The sequence below is a fragment of the Pseudomonas asgharzadehiana genome (genome assembly GCF_019139815.1).
Lineage (GTDB): Bacteria > Pseudomonadota > Gammaproteobacteria > Pseudomonadales > Pseudomonadaceae > Aquipseudomonas > Aquipseudomonas asgharzadehiana.
Map to the genome: position 1 here is coordinate 5,976,210 of NZ_CP077079.1, position 22,217 is coordinate 5,998,426.

20 protein-coding genes and 1 pseudogene are annotated in these 22,217 nt (G+C 60.6%); 6 read left to right on the plus strand and 15 right to left on the minus strand.

The window, feature by feature from the left end; genetic code table 11:
• Positions 1-5 precede the first annotated feature (5 nt).
• Entirely contained in the window at positions 6-1,520 is a 1,515-nt protein-coding gene (ilvA, locus tag KSS96_RS27230) for a threonine ammonia-lyase, biosynthetic (protein ID WP_017530919.1), read from the minus strand.
• A gap of 137 nt (positions 1,521-1,657) precedes the next feature.
• Here ilvA and rpiA point away from each other — a divergent pair, with 137 nt between their 5' ends.
• Positions 1,658-2,329: a ribose-5-phosphate isomerase RpiA gene (gene rpiA, locus KSS96_RS27235; protein ID WP_017530918.1), complete on the plus strand. Its 672-nt coding sequence runs from the start codon at positions 1,658-1,660 to the stop codon at positions 2,327-2,329.
• A 36-nt stretch (positions 2,330-2,365) separates the two neighbouring features.
• On the opposite strand, the gene KSS96_RS27240 is transcribed toward rpiA, so the two are convergent.
• The 4 genes from KSS96_RS27240 to KSS96_RS27255 all read right to left on the minus strand — a co-directional run bounded on the left by KSS96_RS27240 (position 2,366) and on the right by KSS96_RS27255 (position 6,553).
• Positions 2,366-3,280: an SdiA-regulated domain-containing protein gene (locus tag KSS96_RS27240; protein WP_017530917.1), complete on the minus strand. Its 915-nt coding sequence runs from the start codon at positions 3,278-3,280 to the stop codon at positions 2,366-2,368.
• A gap of 120 nt (positions 3,281-3,400) precedes the next feature.
• Entirely contained in the window at positions 3,401-4,327 is a 927-nt protein-coding gene (locus KSS96_RS27245; RefSeq protein WP_017530916.1) for an SdiA-regulated domain-containing protein, read from the minus strand.
• A gap of 154 nt (positions 4,328-4,481) precedes the next feature.
• Complete coding sequence (locus KSS96_RS27250; protein ID WP_017530915.1) at positions 4,482-5,147, minus strand: fumarylacetoacetate hydrolase family protein; 666 nt, start codon at positions 5,145-5,147, stop codon at positions 4,482-4,484.
• Between the two features lie 11 nt (positions 5,148-5,158).
• Positions 5,159-6,553, minus strand: a complete 1,395-nt coding sequence (locus KSS96_RS27255; RefSeq protein ID WP_065879297.1) for a D-2-hydroxyglutarate dehydrogenase — start codon at positions 6,551-6,553, stop codon at positions 5,159-5,161.
• A gap of 204 nt (positions 6,554-6,757) precedes the next feature.
• On the opposite strand from KSS96_RS27255, the gene serA reads away from it, so the two are divergent.
• On the plus strand, positions 6,758-7,987 hold the full coding sequence (gene serA, locus KSS96_RS27260) for a phosphoglycerate dehydrogenase (RefSeq protein ID WP_003176761.1): 1,230 nt from the start codon (positions 6,758-6,760) through the stop codon (positions 7,985-7,987).
• Positions 7,988-8,056: 69 nt separating this feature from the next.
• On the opposite strand, the gene KSS96_RS27265 is transcribed toward serA, so the two are convergent.
• Positions 8,057-8,497, minus strand: a complete 441-nt coding sequence (locus tag KSS96_RS27265) for a DUF4399 domain-containing protein (RefSeq protein WP_017530913.1) — start codon at positions 8,495-8,497, stop codon at positions 8,057-8,059.
• 134 nt (positions 8,498-8,631) lie between these two features.
• Here KSS96_RS27265 and KSS96_RS27270 point away from each other — a divergent pair, with 134 nt between their 5' ends.
• A complete protein-coding gene (locus KSS96_RS27270) occupies positions 8,632-9,126 on the plus strand; it encodes a transporter substrate-binding domain-containing protein (protein WP_017530912.1) in 495 nt (164 codons plus the stop codon).
• A gap of 32 nt (positions 9,127-9,158) precedes the next feature.
• On the opposite strand, the pseudogene KSS96_RS27275 reads toward KSS96_RS27270, so the two are convergent.
• Together KSS96_RS27275 and KSS96_RS27280 are read right to left on the minus strand one after the other, a co-directional pair.
• A pseudogene (locus KSS96_RS27275) lies at positions 9,159-9,644 on the minus strand (2-thiouracil desulfurase family protein).
• A 1-nt stretch (position 9,645) separates the two neighbouring features.
• Positions 9,646-10,278, minus strand: coding sequence for a 2OG-Fe(II) oxygenase (locus tag KSS96_RS27280; RefSeq protein WP_065879394.1), 633 nt, complete (start codon positions 10,276-10,278; stop codon positions 9,646-9,648).
• A 131-nt stretch (positions 10,279-10,409) separates the two neighbouring features.
• On the opposite strand from KSS96_RS27280, the gene KSS96_RS27285 reads away from it, so the two are divergent.
• Entirely contained in the window at positions 10,410-11,162 is a 753-nt protein-coding gene (locus tag KSS96_RS27285; RefSeq protein ID WP_217855536.1) for a DUF2059 domain-containing protein, read from the plus strand.
• A 105-nt stretch (positions 11,163-11,267) separates the two neighbouring features.
• On the opposite strand, the gene bipL is transcribed toward KSS96_RS27285, so the two are convergent.
• Positions 11,268-12,209 (minus strand): phospholipase BipL, encoded by a 942-nt coding sequence (gene bipL, locus KSS96_RS27290; RefSeq protein WP_026067503.1) that lies wholly within the window; start codon positions 12,207-12,209, stop codon positions 11,268-11,270.
• Positions 12,210-12,308: 99 nt separating this feature from the next.
• Here bipL and KSS96_RS27295 point away from each other — a divergent pair, with 99 nt between their 5' ends.
• Both KSS96_RS27295 and KSS96_RS27300 read left to right on the plus strand, forming a co-directional pair.
• Positions 12,309-12,884, plus strand: coding sequence for a DUF6436 domain-containing protein (locus KSS96_RS27295; RefSeq protein ID WP_017530907.1), 576 nt, complete (start codon positions 12,309-12,311; stop codon positions 12,882-12,884).
• Between the two features lie 27 nt (positions 12,885-12,911).
• Positions 12,912-15,266 (plus strand): penicillin acylase family protein, encoded by a 2,355-nt coding sequence (locus KSS96_RS27300; RefSeq protein WP_217855538.1) that lies wholly within the window; start codon positions 12,912-12,914, stop codon positions 15,264-15,266.
• Positions 15,267-15,325: 59 nt separating this feature from the next.
• Here KSS96_RS27300 and KSS96_RS27305 read toward each other — a convergent pair whose 3' ends face one another.
• The 6 genes from KSS96_RS27305 to KSS96_RS27330 form a co-directional block, all read right to left on the minus strand.
• Positions 15,326-16,210, minus strand: a complete 885-nt coding sequence (locus KSS96_RS27305; RefSeq protein ID WP_017530905.1) for an ABC transporter permease subunit — start codon at positions 16,208-16,210, stop codon at positions 15,326-15,328.
• Positions 16,207-17,127, minus strand: coding sequence for an ABC transporter permease subunit (locus KSS96_RS27310; protein ID WP_017530904.1), 921 nt, complete (start codon positions 17,125-17,127; stop codon positions 16,207-16,209). The genes KSS96_RS27305 and KSS96_RS27310 overlap by 4 nt, the downstream gene beginning before the upstream one ends.
• Complete coding sequence (locus KSS96_RS27315; protein ID WP_003195240.1) at positions 17,124-18,266, minus strand: ABC transporter ATP-binding protein; 1,143 nt, start codon at positions 18,264-18,266, stop codon at positions 17,124-17,126. Before KSS96_RS27315 ends, KSS96_RS27310 begins: the two co-directional genes overlap by 4 nt.
• Before the next feature lie 65 nt (positions 18,267-18,331).
• Positions 18,332-19,426, minus strand: a complete 1,095-nt coding sequence (locus KSS96_RS27320; RefSeq protein WP_017530903.1) for a polyamine ABC transporter substrate-binding protein — start codon at positions 19,424-19,426, stop codon at positions 18,332-18,334.
• Between the two features lie 147 nt (positions 19,427-19,573).
• Entirely contained in the window at positions 19,574-20,668 is a 1,095-nt protein-coding gene (locus tag KSS96_RS27325; RefSeq protein WP_026067502.1) for a polyamine ABC transporter substrate-binding protein, read from the minus strand.
• Positions 20,669-20,850: 182 nt separating this feature from the next.
• On the minus strand, positions 20,851-22,215 hold the full coding sequence (locus KSS96_RS27330; RefSeq protein ID WP_017530901.1) for an aspartate aminotransferase family protein: 1,365 nt from the start codon (positions 22,213-22,215) through the stop codon (positions 20,851-20,853).
• Between the last annotated feature and the right edge of the window lie 2 nt (positions 22,216-22,217).

Sequence of the window (22,217 nt, forward strand, 5' to 3'; positions counted from 1 at the left end):
GTCGCTCAACCGAGGAACAGTTTATAGGCCGGGTTATCACTTTCATCCCAGTACGGGTAGCCAATCGCCTCCAGGGCCGCCGGCACCAGGTGACGCTCGCTCGCCGGCACTTGCAGGCCGGCCACCACACGGCCATCGGCTGCGCCGTGGTTGCGATAGTGGAACATCGAGATGTTCCAGCGCCCGCCCAACTTGTTAAGGAAGTTGAACAGCGCCCCCGGACGCTCCGGGAACTCAAAGCGAAACACCACTTCGTTGCTGACGTGCGCCGCATGCCCGCCAACCATATGGCGAATGTGCAGCTTGGCCAGCTCGTTCTCCGTGAGGTCCAGCACGGGGAAGCCTTGCTCTGTGAGGCTGGCGATCAGCGCGCTGCGCGGGTCGGTTTCCGGGTGGGTCTGCACGCCGACAAAAATGTGCGCCTCGCTGCCGGAGTGATAGCGGTAGTTGAATTCGGTGATCTGGCGTTTGCCCACGGCCTCGCAGAACGCCTTGAAGCTGCCCGGTTGTTCGGGAATGGTCACGGCGATGATGGCTTCGCGGCCTTCGCCCAACTCGGCGCGCTCAGCCACGTGGCGCAGGCGGTCGAAGTTGACATTCGCCCCGGAATCAATGGCGACGAAGGTCTGGCCGCTGACACCACGGCTCTCCACGTACTTCTTGATGCCCGCCACACCCAACGCGCCCGCAGGCTCGGTGATGGAGCGGGTGTCGTCGTAGATGTCCTTGATGGCCGCACAGATTTCATCGGTGCTCACGGTAATCACTTCATCGACATAGTCTTTGCAGATATCGAAGGTGTGCTGGCCGATCTGCGCCACCGCCACGCCATCGGCAAAAATACCCACCGTCGGCAAGACCACGCGTTCGCCCGCCGCCATGGCCGCTTGCAGGCAGTTGGAGTCGTCCGGCTCTACGCCGATGATCTTGATCTCGGGGCGCAGGTACTTCACATATGCCGCGATGCCGGCGATCAGCCCGCCGCCGCCCACCGGAACAAAAATCGCATCCAGCGGCCCCGGGTGCTGGCGCAGGATCTCCATCGCCACGGTGCCCTGCCCGGCAATGGTGTGTGGATCATCGTAAGGGTGGATGTAGACGTAGCCTTTTTCGTCGACCAGTTTGAGCGAGTAGGCCAGGGCTTCCGGGAAGGAATCACCGTGCAACACCACTTTGCCGCCACGCGAGCGCACGCCTTCGACCTTGATTTCGGGCGTGGTCTTGGGCATCACGATCGTGGCCTTGACCCCCAGCACCTTGGCCGCCAGGGCCAGGCCCTGCGCATGGTTGCCCGCCGACGCCGTGACCACGCCACGCGCACGTTCTTCGGCGCTCAACTGGGTCAGCTTGTTGTAGGCACCGCGAATCTTGAACGAGAACACCGGCTGCAAGTCTTCGCGCTTGAGCCAGACCTTGTTGCCCAGCCGCTCCGAGAGCTGGCGGGCGGTCTGCAACGGTGTTTCCACGGCAACGTCGTAAACGCGCGAGGTGAGAATCTTTTTGACGTACTGTTCGAGCATCGGAAAGCATCACTGGGCGGGTTGGGCAGGGCCGAGGAGTCTAACCCGGCTTTTGGCCGCACGACCACACGAATCCCGAGGTTTTGTTGGGTTATACTCGCGCCCCTCGATAACTCCCCGCCCGTTCCGGAGCCCGCATGACCCAGGATCAACTCAAACAGGCAGTGGCCCAGGCCGCTGTCGATTTAATCCTTCCCAAACTCGACGACAAGAGCATCGTCGGTGTCGGCACCGGCTCCACCGCCAACTGCTTTATCGATGCGCTGGCCCGCCACAAGGGCGCGTTCGATGGCGCGGTAGCGAGCTCCGAAGCCACCGCGGCGCGCCTCAAAGGCCACGGCATTGCGGTATACGAACTCAACACCGTGAGTGATCTGGAGTTCTACGTCGACGGCGCCGATGAAAGCGACGAACACCTGAACCTGATCAAGGGCGGCGGCGCGGCCCTGACCCGCGAGAAGATCGTCGCGGCCGTGGCCAAGACCTTTATCTGCATCGCCGACGCCAGCAAGCTGGTGCCGGTACTCGGCGCCTTCCCGCTGCCGGTGGAAGTGATCCCCATGGCCCGCAGCCACGTGGCCCGCGAGCTGGTGAAACTGGGCGGTGACCCGGTATACCGCGAAGGCGTGTTGACCGACAACGGCAACATCATCCTCGACGTGTTCAACATGCAGATCACCGATCCGGTGAAGCTCGAGACGCAGATCAATGCGATTGTCGGCGTGGTCACCAATGGCCTGTTCGCCGCGCGCCCGGCGGATGTGCTGCTGCTGGGCACCGCTGAAGGCGTCAAAACCCTCAAGGCCTGATGCAAGCCCCCTCACACACTTTTGCTCGGCGGTGTGTCAGGGGTTGGGTTTCTTGAAGACGTAGAACAGGTTCGGCTCACTGACCAGGTACAACGTGCCTTCGTCGTCCATGGCGATCCCTTCGGCCTGCGGCACGCGCTTGCTCAGGCCATGACGCCCGTTGAGTAGAGAAAGACTGCTCAGCGGACGACCGTCGATATCCAGCTCCAACACCAGGAACGACTCATCCGACAGCGCCAGCAAATGGCCGCTGCGCTCGTCGTATTGCAGGCTCGACAGGTCGCGCACAAACAGCCCGGCGTCACGCTTGGGGTTGTTGATCACGTGCACCGAGTAGGTTTTTTCCGGTTTGAAATGGGGAAACCCGTGAACCTCGTAGATCAGCATCGGGTCGCGCTCCTTGGCCACGAACAGGCGCTTGCCCGCCGAGTCATAGGCCAACCCTTCAAACCCCTTGTTACCGCCGACGTGCACGCCCAAGGTCATTTGTTCGGCATCGGCGGCATCGAGGAAGCGGGTATCGTCGTCGACATGCACCTTGATCAGGCGTTGCTGACGCTCGTCGGTGATGACGTAGATGTTGTCGCTGATAAATTCCACCGCCTCGGCGTCGCCAAAGCCCACCAGGGGAATACGCCGCAGGATCTTGCCTTGCAGGGACAGCTCGATCAGTTCGGCGTTTTTATTGGTGACGGTAAACAGGCTTTTGCGCACCGGGTCATAGGTGAGGGCCGAGACATCATCGTCGAGCCCCTCGATCACCTGGGCTTGCAAGTCCACGCGGTAATCCGCCAGGCCAATGGAACGCGCATCCGTCGGCTGGCGCCAGGCCTGCCAGTTGAACCAGGCACGCTCGAACAGGCGAAAATGCTGCGCCACGGCCCCGGCGCCGATCAGGGCGATCAGCGCAAGCACAATGAGAATGGGTTTGGGGCGGGCTAGTCGACGCATTGGGCGGGCTCAAAATCAAAAGTGGCGAATGAATATCACGCCTGTCTGAATTTAAACTTAAACGCGCCCGTCTGTCTGGCGAATGCCGCAACTGGAGACGTATTCGACGTAATCGGTGTGCTACTTCTGCTTTTCGAAACGATAGAACAGGTTCGGCTCACTGACCACGTACAGGGTGCCGTTCTCGTCCATGGTCACACCTTCGGCGCGCGGGATGGTGTTCTTGAGGCCGTTGAAACCGCCGAGCAGGGTCATGAAGCTGACTTGTTCGCCCTTCTCGTTCAGCTCCAGCAGCAGGTGCGAGTCGGCCGACAGCACCAGCAGGTGGCCGGTGCGCGGGTCGATGGCCAGGGCCGAGAGGTTGCGCATGTCCAGTTCTTCACTGGCCAGTTTTTGCTTGGCGCCAACCAGGGTCTGGCTGCCGTCGCTTTTCCAGGTGAACAACGCCGGCGGGCGTTCTTCGCCCAATACAAACTGCTGGTTGCGCGGGTCCCATGTAACGCCTTCGAACGCTTTGTTCTGATCCTTGGACGGCCCCAGGTCGTAACTCGGGAAATCGGCCTTGTTCAAGTGCTGGGTGGTGGCGTCGACCTTAACAATGGTCAGGCTGTGATCACGCTCGTCGACCACCGCCAGCAGGCCATTTTCCATGACTGTCACCCCTTCCGGGTTGCTCCAGCCATTAAGTGGCATTTTGCGCAGCACATCGCCTTGCAGGGTCAACTCAACGAGGAAGGGGTTTTTGCCCATGACGGAAAACAGGGTTTTGGTCTGCGGGTTGTAAGAGACGTCCGAGGCCTCATCCTTCTCCATGCCCGGCAGCACCTTGGCATCGATGACGGCGTGATAGTCCGGCAGCCACACACTTTCGCTGCGTTCGGTGGAGGTTTCAAATCGCTCCAATACCCACAGCACACCGCGATCATCCCAATGCATGGCCCAGGAAACGCCATAGACGATCACGCCCGCCAGAAACAGCCAGGAATACCAGCGCAGGGCGAAACGAGAACGCAGCTTGGGTGTGGCGGAGGGCAGGGACACGGCCATTGGGCGCTTTTCCGGAAAGTCAGCGTAGGTGATAGCACAGGATCAACGGGCCCGCGCGGTCGAGGCTGGGGATTATCCGGATGGCGTGTGAAAAAAATGCAAAGGTGTACACCCAGCCAAGGTGGGAGGGGGCACGCCTCCTCCCACATGTTAATCAGCGAACGACGCTTTCGAAGCGATTCACGCCGGCCAGTTCCAGCACCAGCTCATCGCCCACATTCAGCGGGCCCACGCCAGCCGGGGTGCCGGTGAGGATCACGTCGCCGGCCTGCAGCGAGAAGCAGCCGGCCATGTGCTGAATCATCGGCACGATGGGGTTGAGCATCTGCGAACTGTTGCCGTCCTGGCGCACTTCACCATTGATGGTCAGCCGGATGCCGATGTCGGTCACGTCGGCAAAGGTACTGCTCACCACAAAAGGTGCGATCACCGCCGCGCCATCGAAGGACTTGGCGATTTCCCACGGCAGGCCCTTGGCCTTCAACTCGGCCTGCTTGTCGCGCAGGGTCAAATCCAACGCCGGGGCGAAACCGGAAATGGCGTCCAGCACTTCTTCACGGCTTGGCTTGTTCGACAGCGGCTTGCCGATCAATACCGCGATTTCCGCTTCGTAATGCACCGAACCGCGCTCGGTCGGAATGGCGAAACCACCTTCCAGCGGCACCACGCAACTGCCCGGCTTGATGAACAGCAACGGCTCGGTCGGTACCGGGTTGTCCAGTTCCTTGGCATGTTCGGCGTAGTTACGCCCAATGCACACCACTTTACCCACCGGGAAGTGGACGTTGGTGCCGTCGACGTATTTGTGCTGGTAGCTCATGGAACGACTCCTTAAATAGCGAAGATCTTGCCTGGGTTCATGATCCCGTTAGGGTCGAACACCGCTTTCACGGCCTTCATGTATTCGATTTCAACCGGTGAGCGACTGTAGGTGAGGTAATCGCGCTTGGTCATGCCCACGCCGTGCTCGGCGGAGATCGAGCCGTTGTACTTCTCGACGGTCTCGAACACCCACTTGTTGACGGTGGCGCATTTGGCGAAGAACTCGTCCTTGCTCAGGTTTTCCGGCTTGAGGATGTTCAGGTGCAGGTTGCCGTCGCCGATGTGGCCGAACCATACGATTTCGAAGTCCGGGTAGTGTTCGCCGACGATGTCGTCAATTTCCCGCAAAAACGCCGGCACTTTGGACACAGTAACCGAGATGTCGTTTTTGTAGGGCGTCCAGTGGGAGATGGTCTCGGAGATGTACTCGCGCAGCTTCCACAGGTTATGCAGCTGGGTTTCGCTCTGGCTCATCACGCCATCCAGCACCCAGCCCTGCTCGACGCAATGTTCGAACGTTTCCAGGGCGTGGTTGGCGACTTCTTCGGTGGTGGCTTCGAATTCAAGCAACGCGTAGAACGGGCACTCGGTTTCGAACGGCGCAGGCACATCGCCACGACCGAGGACTTTGGCCAGGGCCTTATCCGAGAAGAACTCAAAGGCCGTCAGGTCCAGCTTGCTCTGGAAGGCGTGCAGCACCGGCATGATCGAGTCGAAATCGGTGGTGCCCAGCACCATGGCGGTGAGGTTTTTCGGCGCACGATCCAGGCGCATGGTGGCTTCGACCACAAACCCCAGGGTGCCTTCAGCGCCGATAAACAGCTGGCGCATGTCGTAGCCGGTGGCGTTTTTGATCAGATCGCGGTTCAGTTCCAGTACATCGCCCTTGCCGGTGACGACCTTCATGCCCGCCACCCAGTTACGGGTCATACCGTAGCGAATCACCTTGATCCCGCCGGCATTGGTGCCGATGTTGCCGCCGATCTGGCTGGAACCGGACGAGGCAAAATCCACCGGGTAGTACAGGCCGTTTTCTTCGGCGACGTTCTGCAATTGCTTGGTGACCACGCCCGGCTGGCACACGGCGGTGCGATCGGTGAGGTTCACGTCGAGGATCTGGTTCATATAGTCGAAGGACACCACCACTTCGCCATTGGCCGCCACAGCGGCTGCTGACAAGCCGGTGCGACCGCCCGATGGCACCAGCGCCACCTTACGTTCATTGGCCCAACGCACAATGGCCTGGACCTGCTCAACGGTCTTGGGGAAGACGATGGCGGTGGGCGCGGGTGCGAAGTGCTTGGTCCAATCCTTGCCGTAAGCCTCCAGGGAGTCTGCGTCGGTCAGCACTTTGCCGGGCTCAACCAGGGTCTTTAGCTCATCAATCAGGGCAGGATGGGTCATCGACAGAACTCTCGAACAATTCATGGTCATCCTGAGAACGCTTCACGTCGCAGGAATGAGTGTTAGCGGGGCGCGTATGCTAGCATACCGCCCCCGCAGGACAGAGCCCAAGGGCGTTTCTGCGGTGACGGCTTTCCTGCCGTCCGGGTCAGCTTAAGCGATCCGATTCCCTGCCAATTTTCTCCGGGATACAGGTTTACGCAGATGAGCAAGACTTCTCTCGATAAGAGCAAGATCAAGTTCCTTCTTCTGGAAGGCGTCCACCCATCGGCTGTCGACGTTCTGAAAGCCGCCGGGTACACCAGCATTGAGTACATCACCAGTTCTCTGCCGGAAGCCCAGCTCAAGGAAAAGATCGCCGACGCGCACTTCATCGGCATTCGCTCCCGCACTCAGCTGACCGAAGAGATCTTCGATCACGCCAAGAAACTCGTGGCAGTGGGCTGTTTCTGCATCGGCACCAACCAGGTCGACCTCAACGCAGCACGCGAGCGCGGCATCGCGGTGTTCAACGCACCGTATTCCAATACCCGTTCCGTTGCGGAGCTGGTGCTGGCCGAGGCCATCCTGTTGCTGCGCGGTATTCCCGAGAAGAACGCTTCCTGCCACCGTGGCGGCTGGATCAAAAGCGCGGCCAACTCCTTCGAAATCCGCGGCAAGAAGCTGGGTATCGTCGGTTACGGCTCGATCGGCACTCAGTTGTCGGTACTGGCTGAAGGCCTTGGCATGCAGGTGTTCTTCTACGACACCCTGACCAAGCTGCCATTGGGCAACGCCACGCAAGTGTCGAGCCTGACCGAGCTGCTGGGCATGTCCGACATCGTGACCCTGCACGTTCCGGAAACCGCTGAGACCCAGTGGATGATTGGTGAGAAGGAAATCCGCGCGATCAAGAAAGGCGGCATTCTGATCAACGCTGCACGCGGCACCGTGGTCGAGCTGGACGCCCTGGCCGATGCGATCAAGGACAAGCACCTGATCGGCGCCGCCATCGATGTGTTCCCGGTGGAGCCGCGCTCCAACGACGACATCTTCGAAAGCCCGCTGCGTGGCCTGGACAACGTGATCCTGACCCCGCACATCGGCGGCTCCACCGCTGAAGCCCAGGCCAACATTGGTCTGGAAGTCTCGGAAAAGCTGGTCAAGTACAGCGACAACGGTACCTCGGTATCGTCCGTGAATTTCCCGGAAGTGGCATTGCCGGCTCACCCTGGCAAGCACCGCCTGTTGCACATCCACCAGAACATTCCTGGCGTGATGATGGAGATCAACAAGGTCTTCGCGGAAAACGGCATCAACATCTCCGGTCAGTTCCTGCAGACCAACGAGAAGGTCGGCTACGTGGTAATCGACGTAGACGCCGAATACTCGGACCTGGCGCAAGAGAAGCTGCAGCACATCAACGGCACTATCCGTAGCCGCGTGTTGTTCTAACGCTTTAAAAGCGCGGCACAAAAAATGGGAGACCCGCAGGGGCCTCCCATTTTTTTGTCCGAATAACGCTTACTTGACGGTCACCGTGATGACTTTGGAGGCGACCGTGGGCTCGAATTGGCGATGCACGTTGTCCCCGGCCACCAATTGCAGCGTGTGCTTACCGGGGGTCAAGGTCAGTTCGGTTTCGGTTTGGGCCTTGCCGAAGTGAATGGAGGTCGCATCGGCTGGAATAGCCTCGTCCGCCTTGAGCGATTGCACGTCCCGGTCAACTAGCAGGTGATGGTGACCAGCCCCTGGCACTTGTTTGTCGATCGGCTCCAGGTCCAGGCCTTTTACCCCGAATTTGACGGTGAACGTCTTGTCGACAGTGGCACCGTCTTTGGGCGATACGATAAACACCTCAGCCCCCTTCGGCGCAGGGGTATGCGGAACATCGGCGGCGTTGGCCAACAGCGAGGCCCCCAGCAGCAGGCTGCCAACGGTTGCACGGGTCAAAAAGGCTTTCATTCGCTTCTCCAGTTTTTCTGTGAAATCTGTAGGGTTATGACAACTTCGCGACAAATTGCTGTCCAAGGCACTCACCACCATAGCAAAGCGATGCGGAACGGCGCCTCGCACATTCGAATTCTTTAGGAGTGACCATGCGCGTTTCGCCTGGCCTGTTACTGTTGCTTCCCCTGCTGAGCCCCCTGGCTCATGCCGAACTGATCGACGACGTCAATGATCGGGGTGAGCTGCGCATCGTCCTTGAAGCCAACACCCCGCCCTACAACTTCAAGGAAGGCGACAAGCTCACCGGCTTTGAAGTGGAGCTGGGTGAACAGTTGGCCAAGGAAATGGACGTACGCTCCTCGTTTATCACCACCGATGAGGCCGACCTGCTTGCCGGTGTAGAAAGCGGCAAATACGACGTGGCCATCAACCATATCGCTAAGACTGCCGAGCTAGAGAATCAGTTCGATTTCAGCGAGGCTTATCACGAGAAACCCGAGCTGGCGATCCCGTTCCAGAAGGGCAACCCGGCGTTCAAGAGCAGCTTGGACGGCGCGTTGAAGCGGGTAAAGGATGATGGCCGGCTGAAGGCGCTGGCGCAGAAGTGGCTTGAAGGAACAACACCGGTGGATAAGTCTGAGTAGATCCTAAAGTAGTGGGGGGCTTGCCCTCCCACTTACTCAAGACTTGAGAGATGCACCGCCGCCGCCGGCAACTCCAGCTCACTGAACACCTGTACACCGTGGCGCTTGAGCAGCGCCGCCGTGACGCCTTCGCCAGTGACCTTCACGCCGCTGAAGGTGCCGTCATAGGTCAGCAGGTTGCCGCAGGACGGGCTGTTGGCCTTGAGGATGGCGATACGGATGCCGTGCCGTTGCACCAATGCCAACGCCTGCCGGGCCCCGTCGAGGAAGGCGGCGCTGAAATCTTCGCCCTCGGCGGTCAGCACCTGGGCCCGACCGTCCCACACATCGATGCCCTGCCCACCGGGGATCTCGGCAGGAGGCCTGGGCGTCGGCAAACCGCCTGCCACTTCCGGGCAGATCGCAATCACGCGCCCTTCGGCTTGCCACACGGCCAGTTGATCGAACGGCCCACTGGCGCCGCCGTCTTAGCGCACTTTGTGTCCGAGCAAGCAGCGGCTGACCAGGATCTTTTGCATGTCAAAAGGGCTCATTGCCGCGCCGGCGAAACCAGCCGGTGAGGGACAGGCGTTCGCGCGTGGCAGGCATGACTTCGTGGGGCACTTCGCCCGACAGGAACACCACCAGGCATCCGCCGCTGGGCACCACGTCGTATTCGACGCCGTCCTTGAGGTACATGCGCAACTGGCCGCCGTGTTCCGGCAACCAGGCATCGTTCAAGTAGATCACCGCCGAGACCATGCGCCGGTCATCGTCGCGAAAACGATCCAGGTGCTTGAGGTAAAACGCCCCCGGCGGGTACATCGCGAAATGGCTTTCGAAATCTTCCAGGCCGAGGAACAGACCCCGGTTCATCGCCAGGCGCAGGCTGTCCATCACCGCCATGTAGCGGTCGCAGACGGCGGCGTCGCCCGCCTCCAGCCACTGGATATGGTCGCCGCGAATACCTTCGCGAATCTCCTGGGCCGGCCCACGCCCCACCGCTGCCGGCGCCAACTCACCTTCGACCGCACGTTTACGGCACTCAGCCGCCAGTTCCAGGGTCAGAGCCTGGGGCAGGAAGCCGTTCTGCTGCGACCAACCTTTTTCGGCCAGGTCGTCGACGATGCGTTGCAGCAGGGGATGATCAAGGGGCATTTGCATGGCGCGCATAGTATCCATACGTCTTCAAATCCGACAGCGCCGTCGAGCGTCTGAATACACTTTAGTCAGGTGACTGATAGGACTTCTCGACAAATCCTACGCCCGACACGGACAATAGTGGCCGACTGACAGGAGTCCATATGCGTCGTTTGTTTTTTTCCTTGCTGATGTTCTGCGTTTTGCCCGCCTGGGCAGACGGCCATGACCAGTTGTACAAGGTCGCCGGCTGGGCCGAACAACGTGCGCATTTCAATGACGCCCTCAGTGCGGCCCAGCAGCGCTACCGCAATAGCCTGCCGCCGGCGGTGTATCAGGCGTTGGTGGACAACAGCAACAAGCGCTTTGCCGCCCAGGCCATGGACCAACGCGCCGAGGCGCAGTTGCGCAAAAACCTGGCGGACCCAAAGCCTGCGCTGGCGTTCTTCCAATCGCCATTGGGCCGCAAGATTGTCGCCGCCGAGTTGCTCACCACCCGCCGCGACCAACTGGCAAAAAACGCTCAGGGCCTGCCGAAGATCGAAGCCGACGCGACCCGCAGCCTGATCATCGGCCACCTGGCCCAGGCATTGCCTGCCCGTGAAGCCGGGGCCGAAGTGAGCCTGGCGATTGCCGGCGTGGCCGCAGACAGCTTGAGCCAGATGATCCCCGGCCTACTGGGCGGCGGCCAGGCACAAGGCATGTTGAATGGGCAGCGCGAACGCTTGATGCAGCAGATTGGCAACGACCTGAACAACACGTTGCTGTACGTCTATCGAGACTTGTCTGACCCCGAGCTGGAAGAATTCGCGACGTTTGCGGAGTCGCCGGAAGGCAAGGCGTATTACCAGGCGGCGTTGGCCGCCATTCGCGCAGGTCTTGCGGTTGGCCAAAGCACCTCAAGCCTGACGCAGTAATAAAAATGTGGGAGGGGGCTTGCTCCCGATAGCGGTGGATCAGCAAAAAATGTTTGCCTGACACACTGCTATCGGGAGCAAGCCCCCTCCCACATTTGGACTGTGTTACTTCAATTGATCCGTGAGAAAGCTGAAATATTCATCGCGAATCTCGGGAATCTCGTTCGCCAAATGGTGCCGACCGCGCTTGAGCATCAACACCTGCGGCTGATCAAACTTACCCCGCAGCACCTGCAAATTGTGCTGCCAGTCCACCGTCATATCTTCCTCGCCCTGCACGATTATCGGCCGCCGTGGGCTGCGCGGCGCGGCTTCGATGCGCTTGATCCAGCGCAACAACGCACCCACCCAGGCGGTGGGCAGTTGGCGCGGTTGCAGCGGGTCGGCTTCCAAAAACGGCTTGAATTCAGGATCGTTGGTGTTCTCGCTGAATCGCCGGGCGATACCGTTGACGAACGGCCGCAGCAGGTAATAACTCAGCTGGGACCAGCCCCAGGCACGCGGACGCACCAGCGGCGACAGCAGGAAGGTCTTGCCCTGCGCCGGGCTGTCGGCGCCGTGGTGGAGCAAATGATCCACCACCACCGCGCCGCCAGTACTCTGCCCGAACAGGTGCCAGGGCTGCGGCAGGTGCAGCGCCTCGGCCTGGGCGAACAGCGCCTGCACCACGTTCTGGTACACCGCGAAGTCATCGATGCTGGCCCGTGCGCCGCTGGACAAACCATGGCCCGGCAGGTCGCAGGCAATCACCACAAAGCCTTGGTCCAGCGCCCAGTCCACTACGTGGCGGTATAGGCCCATATGGTCGTAGAAGCCGTGGAACATGAACATCGTCGCCACCGGAGCGGGTGGCCACCACACCTGCGCCACCACCGCGAACCCGTCAACCTCCAAACGCCCCAGGCGGCTCACGGCCGGCACTTTGCGCGCGGCCAGGTCCAAGCCGTAGAAACGCTGATACACCCGCGCCTCGGCGCTGAGCGGCTGCGCATCCACCAGGGGTCGCAAGCTGTCGCGCAGATGATCGGGGTCAAAGGTGACGGGCATAAAGGCTTCCAGACTGACGGCGAAGATGAATATCGAGCTGCGATATTCATCTGTCAGGGCAAGCATGGCAAGCTACGCGACCTTCGAGGATAGATCTGAATGCGACCGCCCTACCGTAACGCCCTGTTCGCCAGCCTGGTCCTGATCCTCTGCGCCGGCGTGCTATGGGCGGCATATAACTGGTTCCAGGGCCGCTACCTGCGTGCGTTCAGCGAGCACACGGCGGTGTTTTCCGGTGACCCCTTGAAACTGCCCGCCGACCTCGCCGGGCCAGGCCCGATTCGCCTGGTGCACTTCTGGGACCCGGCCTGCCCATGCAATGTCGGCAACCAGCAGCACCTGGGCGAACTGATCGAGCAGTACGCGCCCCAGGGCGTTGAGTTCTATGCCCTGCAAAAGCCCGGCAGCCACGGCCAACTGCCCGATAACCTGCGCACCATGAAAACCCTCACAACCCTGCCCGGCGCCGATCAAGTGCCCGCCAGCCCCGCCGTGGGCATCTGGGATCGCAGCGGCAAGCTTGCGTATTTCGGGCCCTACAGCGAAGGGCTGACGTGCAATTCGAGCAACAGCTTCATCGAGCCGATCCTCAAAGCCCTTGGAACGGGGCGCGACGTGAATGCCACGCACACCCTGGCGGTGGGCTGCTATTGTTCGTGGCCTGAAGCTCGTTAGTCACTCCACTCTCTGTAAGGAAAGTCCATGAAGCGCGTCTTGCGGGTTCTCGCGGTGCTGCTGGTGCTGATCACCCTCGGTGCCGGCTGGTACGTGTACAGCAAGCAACCCACCCGCCAGGGCACGGTTTCGCTGGCCAACCTGCGAGGCTCGGTCACGGTGCGCTACGACGACCGTGGCGTGCCGCACATCCGCGCCGAGAACGAGGCCGACCTGTATCGCGCGCTGGGCTACGTGCACGCCCAGGACCGGTTGTTCCAGATGGAGATCATGCGGCGCCTGGCCCGTGGCGAACTGGCCGAGGTGCTGGGGCCCAAGCTGCTGGAAACCGACAAGCTGTTTCGCAGCCTGCGCATTCGTGAACGCGCCTTGAGCTACGTGGAACACATGGACCATGAGTCCCCCGCATGGGAAGCCCTGCAAGCCTACCTGGACGGCATAAACCAGTATCAGGACAGCCACGCCAGCCCCATGGAGTTCGACGTGCTGGGCATTCCCAAACGCCGGTTCACCGCCGAAGACACCATCAGCGTCGCCGGCTACCTGGCCTACAGTTTTGCCGCCGCGTTTCGTACCGAGCCATTGCTGACTTACGTCCGCGACCAGTTGGGCAGCGAGTACCTGAACGTCTTCGACCTGGGCTGGCAACCCAAGGGCGCGCTGAACCTGGCTGCCGGTGACTGGCAAACCCTGGGCGCGATAGCCGCCCTGAGCGACCAGGCCCTGGCCGACAATGGCTTGCCGCAGTTCGAAGGCAGCAATGCCTGGGCCATCAGCGGCAGCCGCACCAAAAGCGGCAAACCCTTGCTGGCGGGCGACCCGCATATTCGCTTTTCAGTGCCGTCGGTATGGTACGAAGCGCAGCTGTCGGCGCCGGGCTTCGAGCTGTATGGCTATCACAACGCGCTGGTGCCGGTGGCGTTCCTGGGGCACAACCTGGACTTCGGCTGGAGCCTGACCATGTTCCAGAACGACGACCTTGACCTGATCGCCGAAAAGGTCAACCCGGCCAACCCCAATCAGGTCTGGTACCACGACCAGTGGGTAGACATGACCAGCAGCGCGCAACAGATCGCGGTGAAGGGCCAGGCCCCGGTCACCCTCACGCTGCGTCAGTCGCCCCATGGGCCGATCATCAATGACGTACTCGGCGAGAACGCCGGCAACACGCCAATCGCGATGTGGTGGGCATTCCTCGACACCCAGAACCCGATCCTCGAAGGTTTCTACCAGCTCAACCGCGCCGATACCCTGGCCAAGGCCCGGGCCGCAGCGGCCAAGGTCTCTGCGCCGGGGCTGAATATTGTGTGGGCCAATGCCAAGGGCGATATCGGCTGGTGGGCCGCGGCGCAACTGCCGATCCGCCCGGCCGGTGCCAACCCTGGGTTTATCCTCGACGGCAGCACCGCCCAGGCCGACAAGCTGGGCTTTTACCCCTTCAGCGCCAACCCCCAGGAAGAAAACCCGGCGCGCGGCTATGTGGTTTCGGCCAATGCCCAACCGGTATCGCCCAGCGGCATGGAGATCCCCGGCTACTACAACCTGGCCGACCGGGGCCAGCAGTTGAACGCGCAGTTGAGCGATAAAAGCGTGAAGTGGGATGTAAACAACAGCCAAGCCTTGCAACTGGGCACCACGACCGCCTTCGGCCCGCGCTTGCTGGCGCCGCTGTTGCCGGTGTTGCGCGAGGTGGTCAAGGACCCGTCGCAACTCAAGCTGGTGGAACAACTGGCCGCCTGGAAAGGCGATTACCCGCTGGACTCCATCAGCGCCACGCTGTTCAACCAGTTCCTGTTCAACCTGGCGGATGCGGCCTTCCACCCAAAACTGGGCGATAACCTGTTCAAGACCTTGCTCGGCACCCGGGCAATCGACGCCGCCTTACCGCGCCTGGCCGCCGACCCGAGTTCGCCCTGGTGGGACGGCAAACGCGCCGACGCCGTCAAGCTCGCCTGGGACAACAGCCTCGCGCACCTCAAGGCCACCTTCGGCGACGACCCCGCCCAATGGCAATGGGGCAAGGCGCACACCCTTACCCATGGCCACCCACTGGGTTCACAAAAGCCCTTGGACCTGATCGTCAATGTCGGCCCCTTCCCGGCCCCCGGCAGCCACGAGGTGCCAAACAACCAATCGGCCGCGATCGGCCCCGCACCGTGGCCGGTGACCTACGGCCCCTCGACCCGCCGCCTGATCGACTTCGCCGACGCGGCCCATGCGCTGACCATCAACCCAGTGGGACAAAGCGGTGTACCGTTTGATCGCCACTACAGCGACCAGGCCGAAACCTACATCGAAGGCGGTTACGAACAGGCGCATTTCACCGAAGAGGAAATCACGGCGAATACTCGGGGCACGCTGAAACTGCTGCCAGTTCGATAACGGATCAACACTGTGGGAGGGGGCAAGCCTGCTCCCACAGTTTGCGCCTGCTCCGTCAGTTAGACCGGCGCTGGCGCCCGACGCTTGTCCGGCTGCTGCCAGCCATCGGCAGCGGCTTCTTCAATCGCCTGCTGGATCGCCTTCTTGCGGTGTTCCTCGGCACGACGGCTGAAGAACCACACCAGAAAGGTCACCAGCGACACCGCCAACAGAATCAGGCTGGCCACCGCGTTGATCTCGGGTTTAACCCCAAGCCGCACGGCCGAAAACACTTCCATCGGCAAGGTAGTGGAGCCCGGGCCGGACACGAAGCTGGCCAGTACCAGGTCATCCAGGGACAACGCAAACGACATCATGCCGCCGGCGGCCAGCGACGGCGCGATCATCGGGATAGTGATCAGGAAGAACACCTTCCACGGCCGCGCGCCCAGGTCCATCGCCGCTTCTTCGATCGACAGGTCCAGCTCACGCAAACGCGCCGACACCACCACCGCCACATACGCCGCACAGAACGTGGTGTGGGCGATCCAGATGGTGACGATGCCACGCTCCTGGGGCCAGCCGATCAGTTGCGCCATGGCCACGAACAGCAGCAACAGCGACAGACCGGTGATCACTTCGGGCATCACCAACGGCGCGGTCACCAGGCCGCCGAACAACGTGCGGCCCTTGAACTGGCTGATGCGCGTGAGCACGAACGCCGCCAATGTACCCAGTGCCACCGCGGCCACCGCCGTGTAGCAGGCGATCTCCAGGGAGCGCGCCACCGAGCCCATCAGTTGGGTGTTGTCCAGCAGGCCCACGTACCACTTGATCGACCAACCGCCCCACACCGTCACCAGTTTGGATTCGTTGAACGAGTAGATCACCAGGATCAGCATCGGCAGGTAGATAAACAACAACCCCGCCACCAGCATGAAGCTTGAGAAACTGACGCGCTTCATATCTTGCCCTCCATCTCTTTGGCTTGGCTGCGGTTAAACAGGATGATCGGCACGATCAGGATCGCCAGCATCACCACCGCCAGGGCAGACGCCACCGGCCAGTCACGGTTGTTGAAGAACTCTTGCCACAGCACTTTACCGATCATCAGGGTTTCCGGGCCGCCGAGCAGTTCAGGGATCACGAACTCGCCCACCACCGGGATAAACACCAGCATGCAACCGGCGATGATGCCGTTCTTGGACAACGGCACGGTGATCTTCCAGAAGCTGTTGAACGTGCTCGAACCCAGGTCCGATGCAGCTTCAAGCAGGCTCTGGTCGTGCTTCACCAGGTTGGCGTACAGCGGCAGGATCATGAACGGCAGGTATGAATAAACCACGCCGATATACACCGCGATGTTGGTGTTGAGGATCTGCAGCGGCTCGTTGATCAGCCCCATGGACATCAGGAAACCATTGAGCAAACCGTTGTTGCTGAGGATGCCCATCCACGCATACACGCGGATCAAAATGGCGGTCCAGGTCGGCATCATGATCAGCAGCACCAGCACGGTCTGCATTTCTTTGCGCGCGGTAGCAATGGCGTAGGCCATCGGATAGCCGATCAGCAGGCACAGCAGCGTGCTGAAAAAGGCCATCTTCAGCGAGCCCAGGTAGGCGGAGATATACAGCTCATCCCCCGCCAGTAACTGGTAGTTGGCCAGGTTCAGCACCACCTGCAGTTTTTGCTCAACGTAGGTGTAGATCTCGGTATACGGCGGGATCGCCACGTCGGCTTCGGCAAAGCTGATTTTCAGGACAATGAAAAACGGCAAGGCGAAAAACAGGAACAGCCACAGGAACGGAATCCCGATGACCACCTGCTTGCCGCTGGGGACGATGCGGTGCAAGCGCCGCTTGAGCTTCTTCATGTTCATGAGCGCAGTACCACGCCGCTGTCGTCTTCCCACCACACGTAGACCTGGTCACCCCAGGTCGGCCGCTGACCACGGCGTTCGGCGTTAGCGACGAAGGACTGCACCAGCTTGCCGCTCGGCAGCTCTACGTAGAACACCGAGTGGCCGCCCAGGTAGGCGATGTCGTGCACCTTGCCGCTGGACCAGTTGTGTTCGCAGGTCGGCATTTCGGTGGTGACCAGCAGCTTTTCCGGGCGAATGGCGTAGGTCACCGACTTGTCTTCCACCGAGGTGGCGATGCCGTAGCCCACGTAGATGTCGCGGTCCAGGTCCGGGCACTTGAGCACCGCGTGGCCTTCGGCGTCGTCGACCACCTGGGTGTCGAAAATGTTGACGTTGCCGATGAACTCGCACACCAGGCGGCTGGTGGGGGTTTCGTAGATATCGATGGGGCTGCCGATCTGCGCGATCCAGCCCAGGTGCATGATCGCGATGCGTTCGGCCATGGTCATGGCCTCTTCCTGGTCGTGGGTCACCATCACGCAGGTCACGCCGACGCGCTCGATGATTTCGACAAGCTCAAGCTGCATCTGCGAACGCAGCTTCTTGTCCAGTGCGCCCATCGGCTCATCGAGCAGCAGCAGCTTCGGGCGTTTGGCCAGGGAGCGCGCCAGGGCAACCCGCTGGCGCTGGCCACCGGACAACTGGTGCGGCTTGCGCTTGGCGTACTGGCTCATCTGCACCAGCTTGAGCATCTCGGCCACGCGGGCGTCGACCTCGGCCTTGGGGATCTTGTCCTGTTGCAGGCCGAAGGCAATGTTCTGCGCCACGGTCATGTGCGGGAACAGGGCGTAGGACTGGAACATCATGTTGATCGGCCGCTCGTAGGGCGGCATGTCGGTGATGTCCACACCGTCGAGGTAGATGCGGCCTTCGGTCGGGCGCTCGAAGCCTGCGAGCATGCGCAGCAAGGTGGACTTGCCCGAACCCGAACCGCCGAGCAAGGCGAAGATCTCGCCTTTCTTGATTTCCAGGGACACATCGTCCACGGCAATCGTCTCGTCGAACTTCTTCGTGACCCGGTCGATTTTGACCAGCACCTTCTTCGGTGTCTGGTCGCCCTCGAGGGCTTTCTTATAGGCGCCGGAGGCAACTGCCATTTACGAAACTCCCAAAAAAACTGTGCAGCCGGCCCAATGCGGGCCAGCCTTGGATAGTTTGAGCCTTACTTGCCCGTCTTGACCTTGGTCCAGCTACGGGTCATTAAACGCTGCACGTTCGGGGGTAGCTCGAAGTTGACGAATGTCCGCTCGAGAACCGCCTGCGGTGGGTAAACCGCTTCGTCGGTGCGTATCGATTGCTCCATCAGCTTGTCCGCCCCAGGGTTAGGGTTGGCGTAACCGACGTAATCACTGACCTGGGCGATCACCTCAGGTTGCAGCAAATAGTTGATGAAGGCGTGGGCCTCTTTGACGTTGGCGGCATCCTTGGGGATCGCCAACACGTCAAACCACAGGTTGCCGCCTTCTTTGGGAATCGCGTAGGCGATGTTCACGCCTTTGCCCGCCTCGGCCGCACGGGCCTTGGCCTGGAACACATCGCCGGAGAACCCGGCGGCCACGCAGATGTTGCCGTTGGCCAGGTCCGAGATGTATTTGGATGAGTGGAAGTAGGTCACGTAGGGCCGCACTTTCAGCAGCTTTTCCTCGGCCTTTTTGTAGTCCGCCGGGTTGGTGCTGTTCGGGTCCAGGCCCATGTAGTTGAGTACAGCCGGCAGCATTTCATCCGCCGAGTCCATGAAGGACACGCCGCAGGTGGCCAGCTTCTTCATGTTTTCCGGTTCGAACAACACGGCCCAGGAATCGATCTTGTCGACACCCAGCACTTGCTTCACTTTGTCGACGTTGTAGCCGATGCCATTGGTGCCCCACAGGTACGGCACCGCGTACTGGTTGCCCGGGTCGTTCTTTTCCAGGCGCTTGAGCAGTGCCGGGTCGAGGTTGGCGTAGTTCGTGAGCAATGACTTGTCGAGTTTCTGGAACGCCCCGGCCTTGATCTGCTTGCCGAGGAAGTGGTTGGACGGCACCACCACGTCGTAGCCGGTACGCCCGGCCAGCAGTTTGCCTTCCAGGGTTTCGTTGGAATCAAACACGTCATACACGGGCTTGATACCGGTGGCCTTTTCGAAGTTGGCCAGGGTGTCGGTACCGATGTAGTCCGACCAGTTATAAATATGCACCGTCGGTGCGGCCTGCACGCTCAACGCCAGCGTGATACCCGCGCCCACCAGCATGGCTTGGCGAAATAAAGAAATTGGCACGTGGAGGTCCTCTTAAATAGTTGGGCCCAAAGTTGTTGCCCGGCAACAAAACCGGCGCGCAACTTACCCTCGATAAACCGATCCGGCAAAACTTTCTGTCATTTTATGTGTGGAAGGGAGCAAGCCCCCTTCCACAGGTAGCACGGCTTATTTACCGGATTTGATCTTGGTCCAGCTGCGTGTCATTTCACGCTGGGTCGCAGCCGGCAAGTCAGCAATCGCGTAGAGCTTGGCCTGGACATCGGCTGGTGGGTAGATGCCCGGGTCGCTGGTGATGTCTTTGTCGACCAGTGCGGTGGCCTTCTCGTTACCGTTCGGGAAACGCACGCTGTTGGTGATGGAGGCCATCACTTCAGGCTTGAGCAGGTAGTTGAGGAACGTGTAGGCGGCGTCGACGTTTTCGGCATCTTTAGGGATGGCGACCATGTCGAAGAAGCTACCGGCGCCTTCCTTCGGAATGTCATAGGCAACCTTGACCTTGCCACCGGCTTCAGCCGCGCGGGACTTGGCCTGCTGGATGTCGCCCGAGTAACCCACGGCCACGCAGATGTTGCCGTTGGCCAGGTCCGAGATGTACTTGGAGGAGTGGAAGTAGCCGATCGAAGGACGGATTTTCAGGAACAGGTCTTCAGCCTGCTTCAGATCGGCCTTCTTCTGAGTGTCGGTCGGCAGGCCCAGGTAGTGCAGCGCCACCGGCAGCATTTCGGTCGGCGAATCGAGGAAGCTCACGCCGCAGCTTTTCAGCTTGGCGATGTTTTCAGGCTTCATCAGCACATCCCAGGAGTCGATCTTGTCCACGCCCAGCGCGGCCTTGACCTTCTCCGGGTTGTAGCCGATGCCGATCGAACCCCACATGTACGGGAAGGCATGCTTGTTATCCGGGTCGCTGACCGACACGGCTTTAAGCAGGGATGTGTTCAGGTTGCTGTAGTTGGACAGCTTGGACTTGTCCAGCTCCTGGTAAACACCGGCCTTGATCTGCTTGGCGAGGAAGTTGTTCGACGGTACGACGATGTCGTAGCCGGACTTGCCTGCCAGCAACTTGGCTTCGAGGGTCTCGTTGCTGTCGAAGACGTCATACACCACTTTAATGCCCGACTCTTTTTCAAAGTTGGCGATGGTGTCCGGTGCGATGTAGTCGGACCAGTTGTAGACGTGCAGCACTTTATCGGCTGCCTGGGCGCCGCCCGCCATTGCGCCCATCAGGGACAAGGCGAGGAGGGTCTTGCCGGCGTTCTTCAAACCTAATGCCTTCATTTGGTGATGCTCCAATTTTTCTTTTTTGGGCCACGTTTTTTTATGTTCAGCGGCCCTTCCAGAGGGCAACAAAACAGGGCGACAGTCTGGCAAGTTCAGGGGCCGGCTTTCAACCAGAGCCCCCAACATTTGTAACTGCTCAATGCACCGCGCACTGAGCCTAGCACTTAGCCCTGCAACGCCGCCAAAGTCAGGTCCAGGCACGTACGCGCCTTGGTCACCAGCTCATCGATTTCGGCCTTGCTGATCACCAGCGGCGGCGAAATGATCATGGTGTCACCCACGGCGCGCATGATCAGGCCGTTGTTGAAGCAGAAAGTGCGGCAAATCATGCCCGCGCCCTTGCCTTCATAACGCTTGCGGGTGGCCTTGTCTTGAACCAGCTCGATTGCACCGAGCATGCCCACGCCGCGAACTTCGCCCACCAACGGGTGATCCGCCAATTCCCTCAAACGCTTTTGCAAATACGGTGCCGTTTCATCGTGAACGCGGCTGACGATTTTTTCATCGCGCATGATGCGGATGTTTTCCATGGCCACCGCCGCCGCCACCGGGTGGCCGGAGTAGGTGAAGCCGTGGTTGAAATCACCGCCTTCATTGAGCACGGCGACCACGTCGTCGCGCACGATCAGGCCGCCCATGGGGATGTAACCCGAGGTAAGGCCCTTGGCGATGGTCATCATGTGTGGCGTGAGGTCGTAGAAATCGCTCCCGAACCACTCACCGGTACGGCCGAACCCGCAGATCACTTCGTCGGCAATGAACAGGATGTCGTACTTGGCGAGGATTTCCTTGATGCGCGGCCAGTAAGTGGCGGGCGGCACGATGACGCCACCGGCGCCCTGGATCGGCTCGGCAATAAAGGCACCGACGTTGTCCACGCCCAACTCCAGGATTTTTTCTTCCAACTGGTTGGCGGCCCAGGTCCCGAACTCGTCGGGGCTCATGTCGCCGCCTTCGCCAAACCAGTACGGCTGGGCGATGTGGGTGATGCCCGGGATCGGCAAGTCGCCCTGTTCATGCATATACGTCATGCCGCCCAGGCTGGCGCCGGCCACGGTGGAGCCGTGGTAGCCATTCTTGCGGCTGATGATGGTTTTCTTGTTCGGTTGGCCTTTGATCGCCCAGTAATGGCGAACCATGCGCAACATGGTGTCGTTGCCTTCGGAGCCGGAACCGGTGAAGAACACGTGGTTCATGCCGGCGGGCGCGATATCGGAAATGGCTTTGGCCAGTTCCAGCACGGGCGGGTGAGCGGTCTGGAAGAACAGGTTGTAATACGGCAGTTCTTTCATTTGCTTGGCGGCGGCGTCGGCGAGTTCATCGCGACCGTAACCGATTGCCACGCACCACAGGCCGGCCATGCCGTCGAGGATCTTGTTGCCTTCGCTGTCCCACAAGTACACGCCGTGGGCTTTGGTGATGATCCGTGGGCCTTTCTCTTTCAATTGCTTGAAGTCGCTGAACGGCGCCAGATGGTGATCGTTGCTCAAGGCTTGCCATTCACGGGTTTGCGGGTTGTTGCTGGACATAC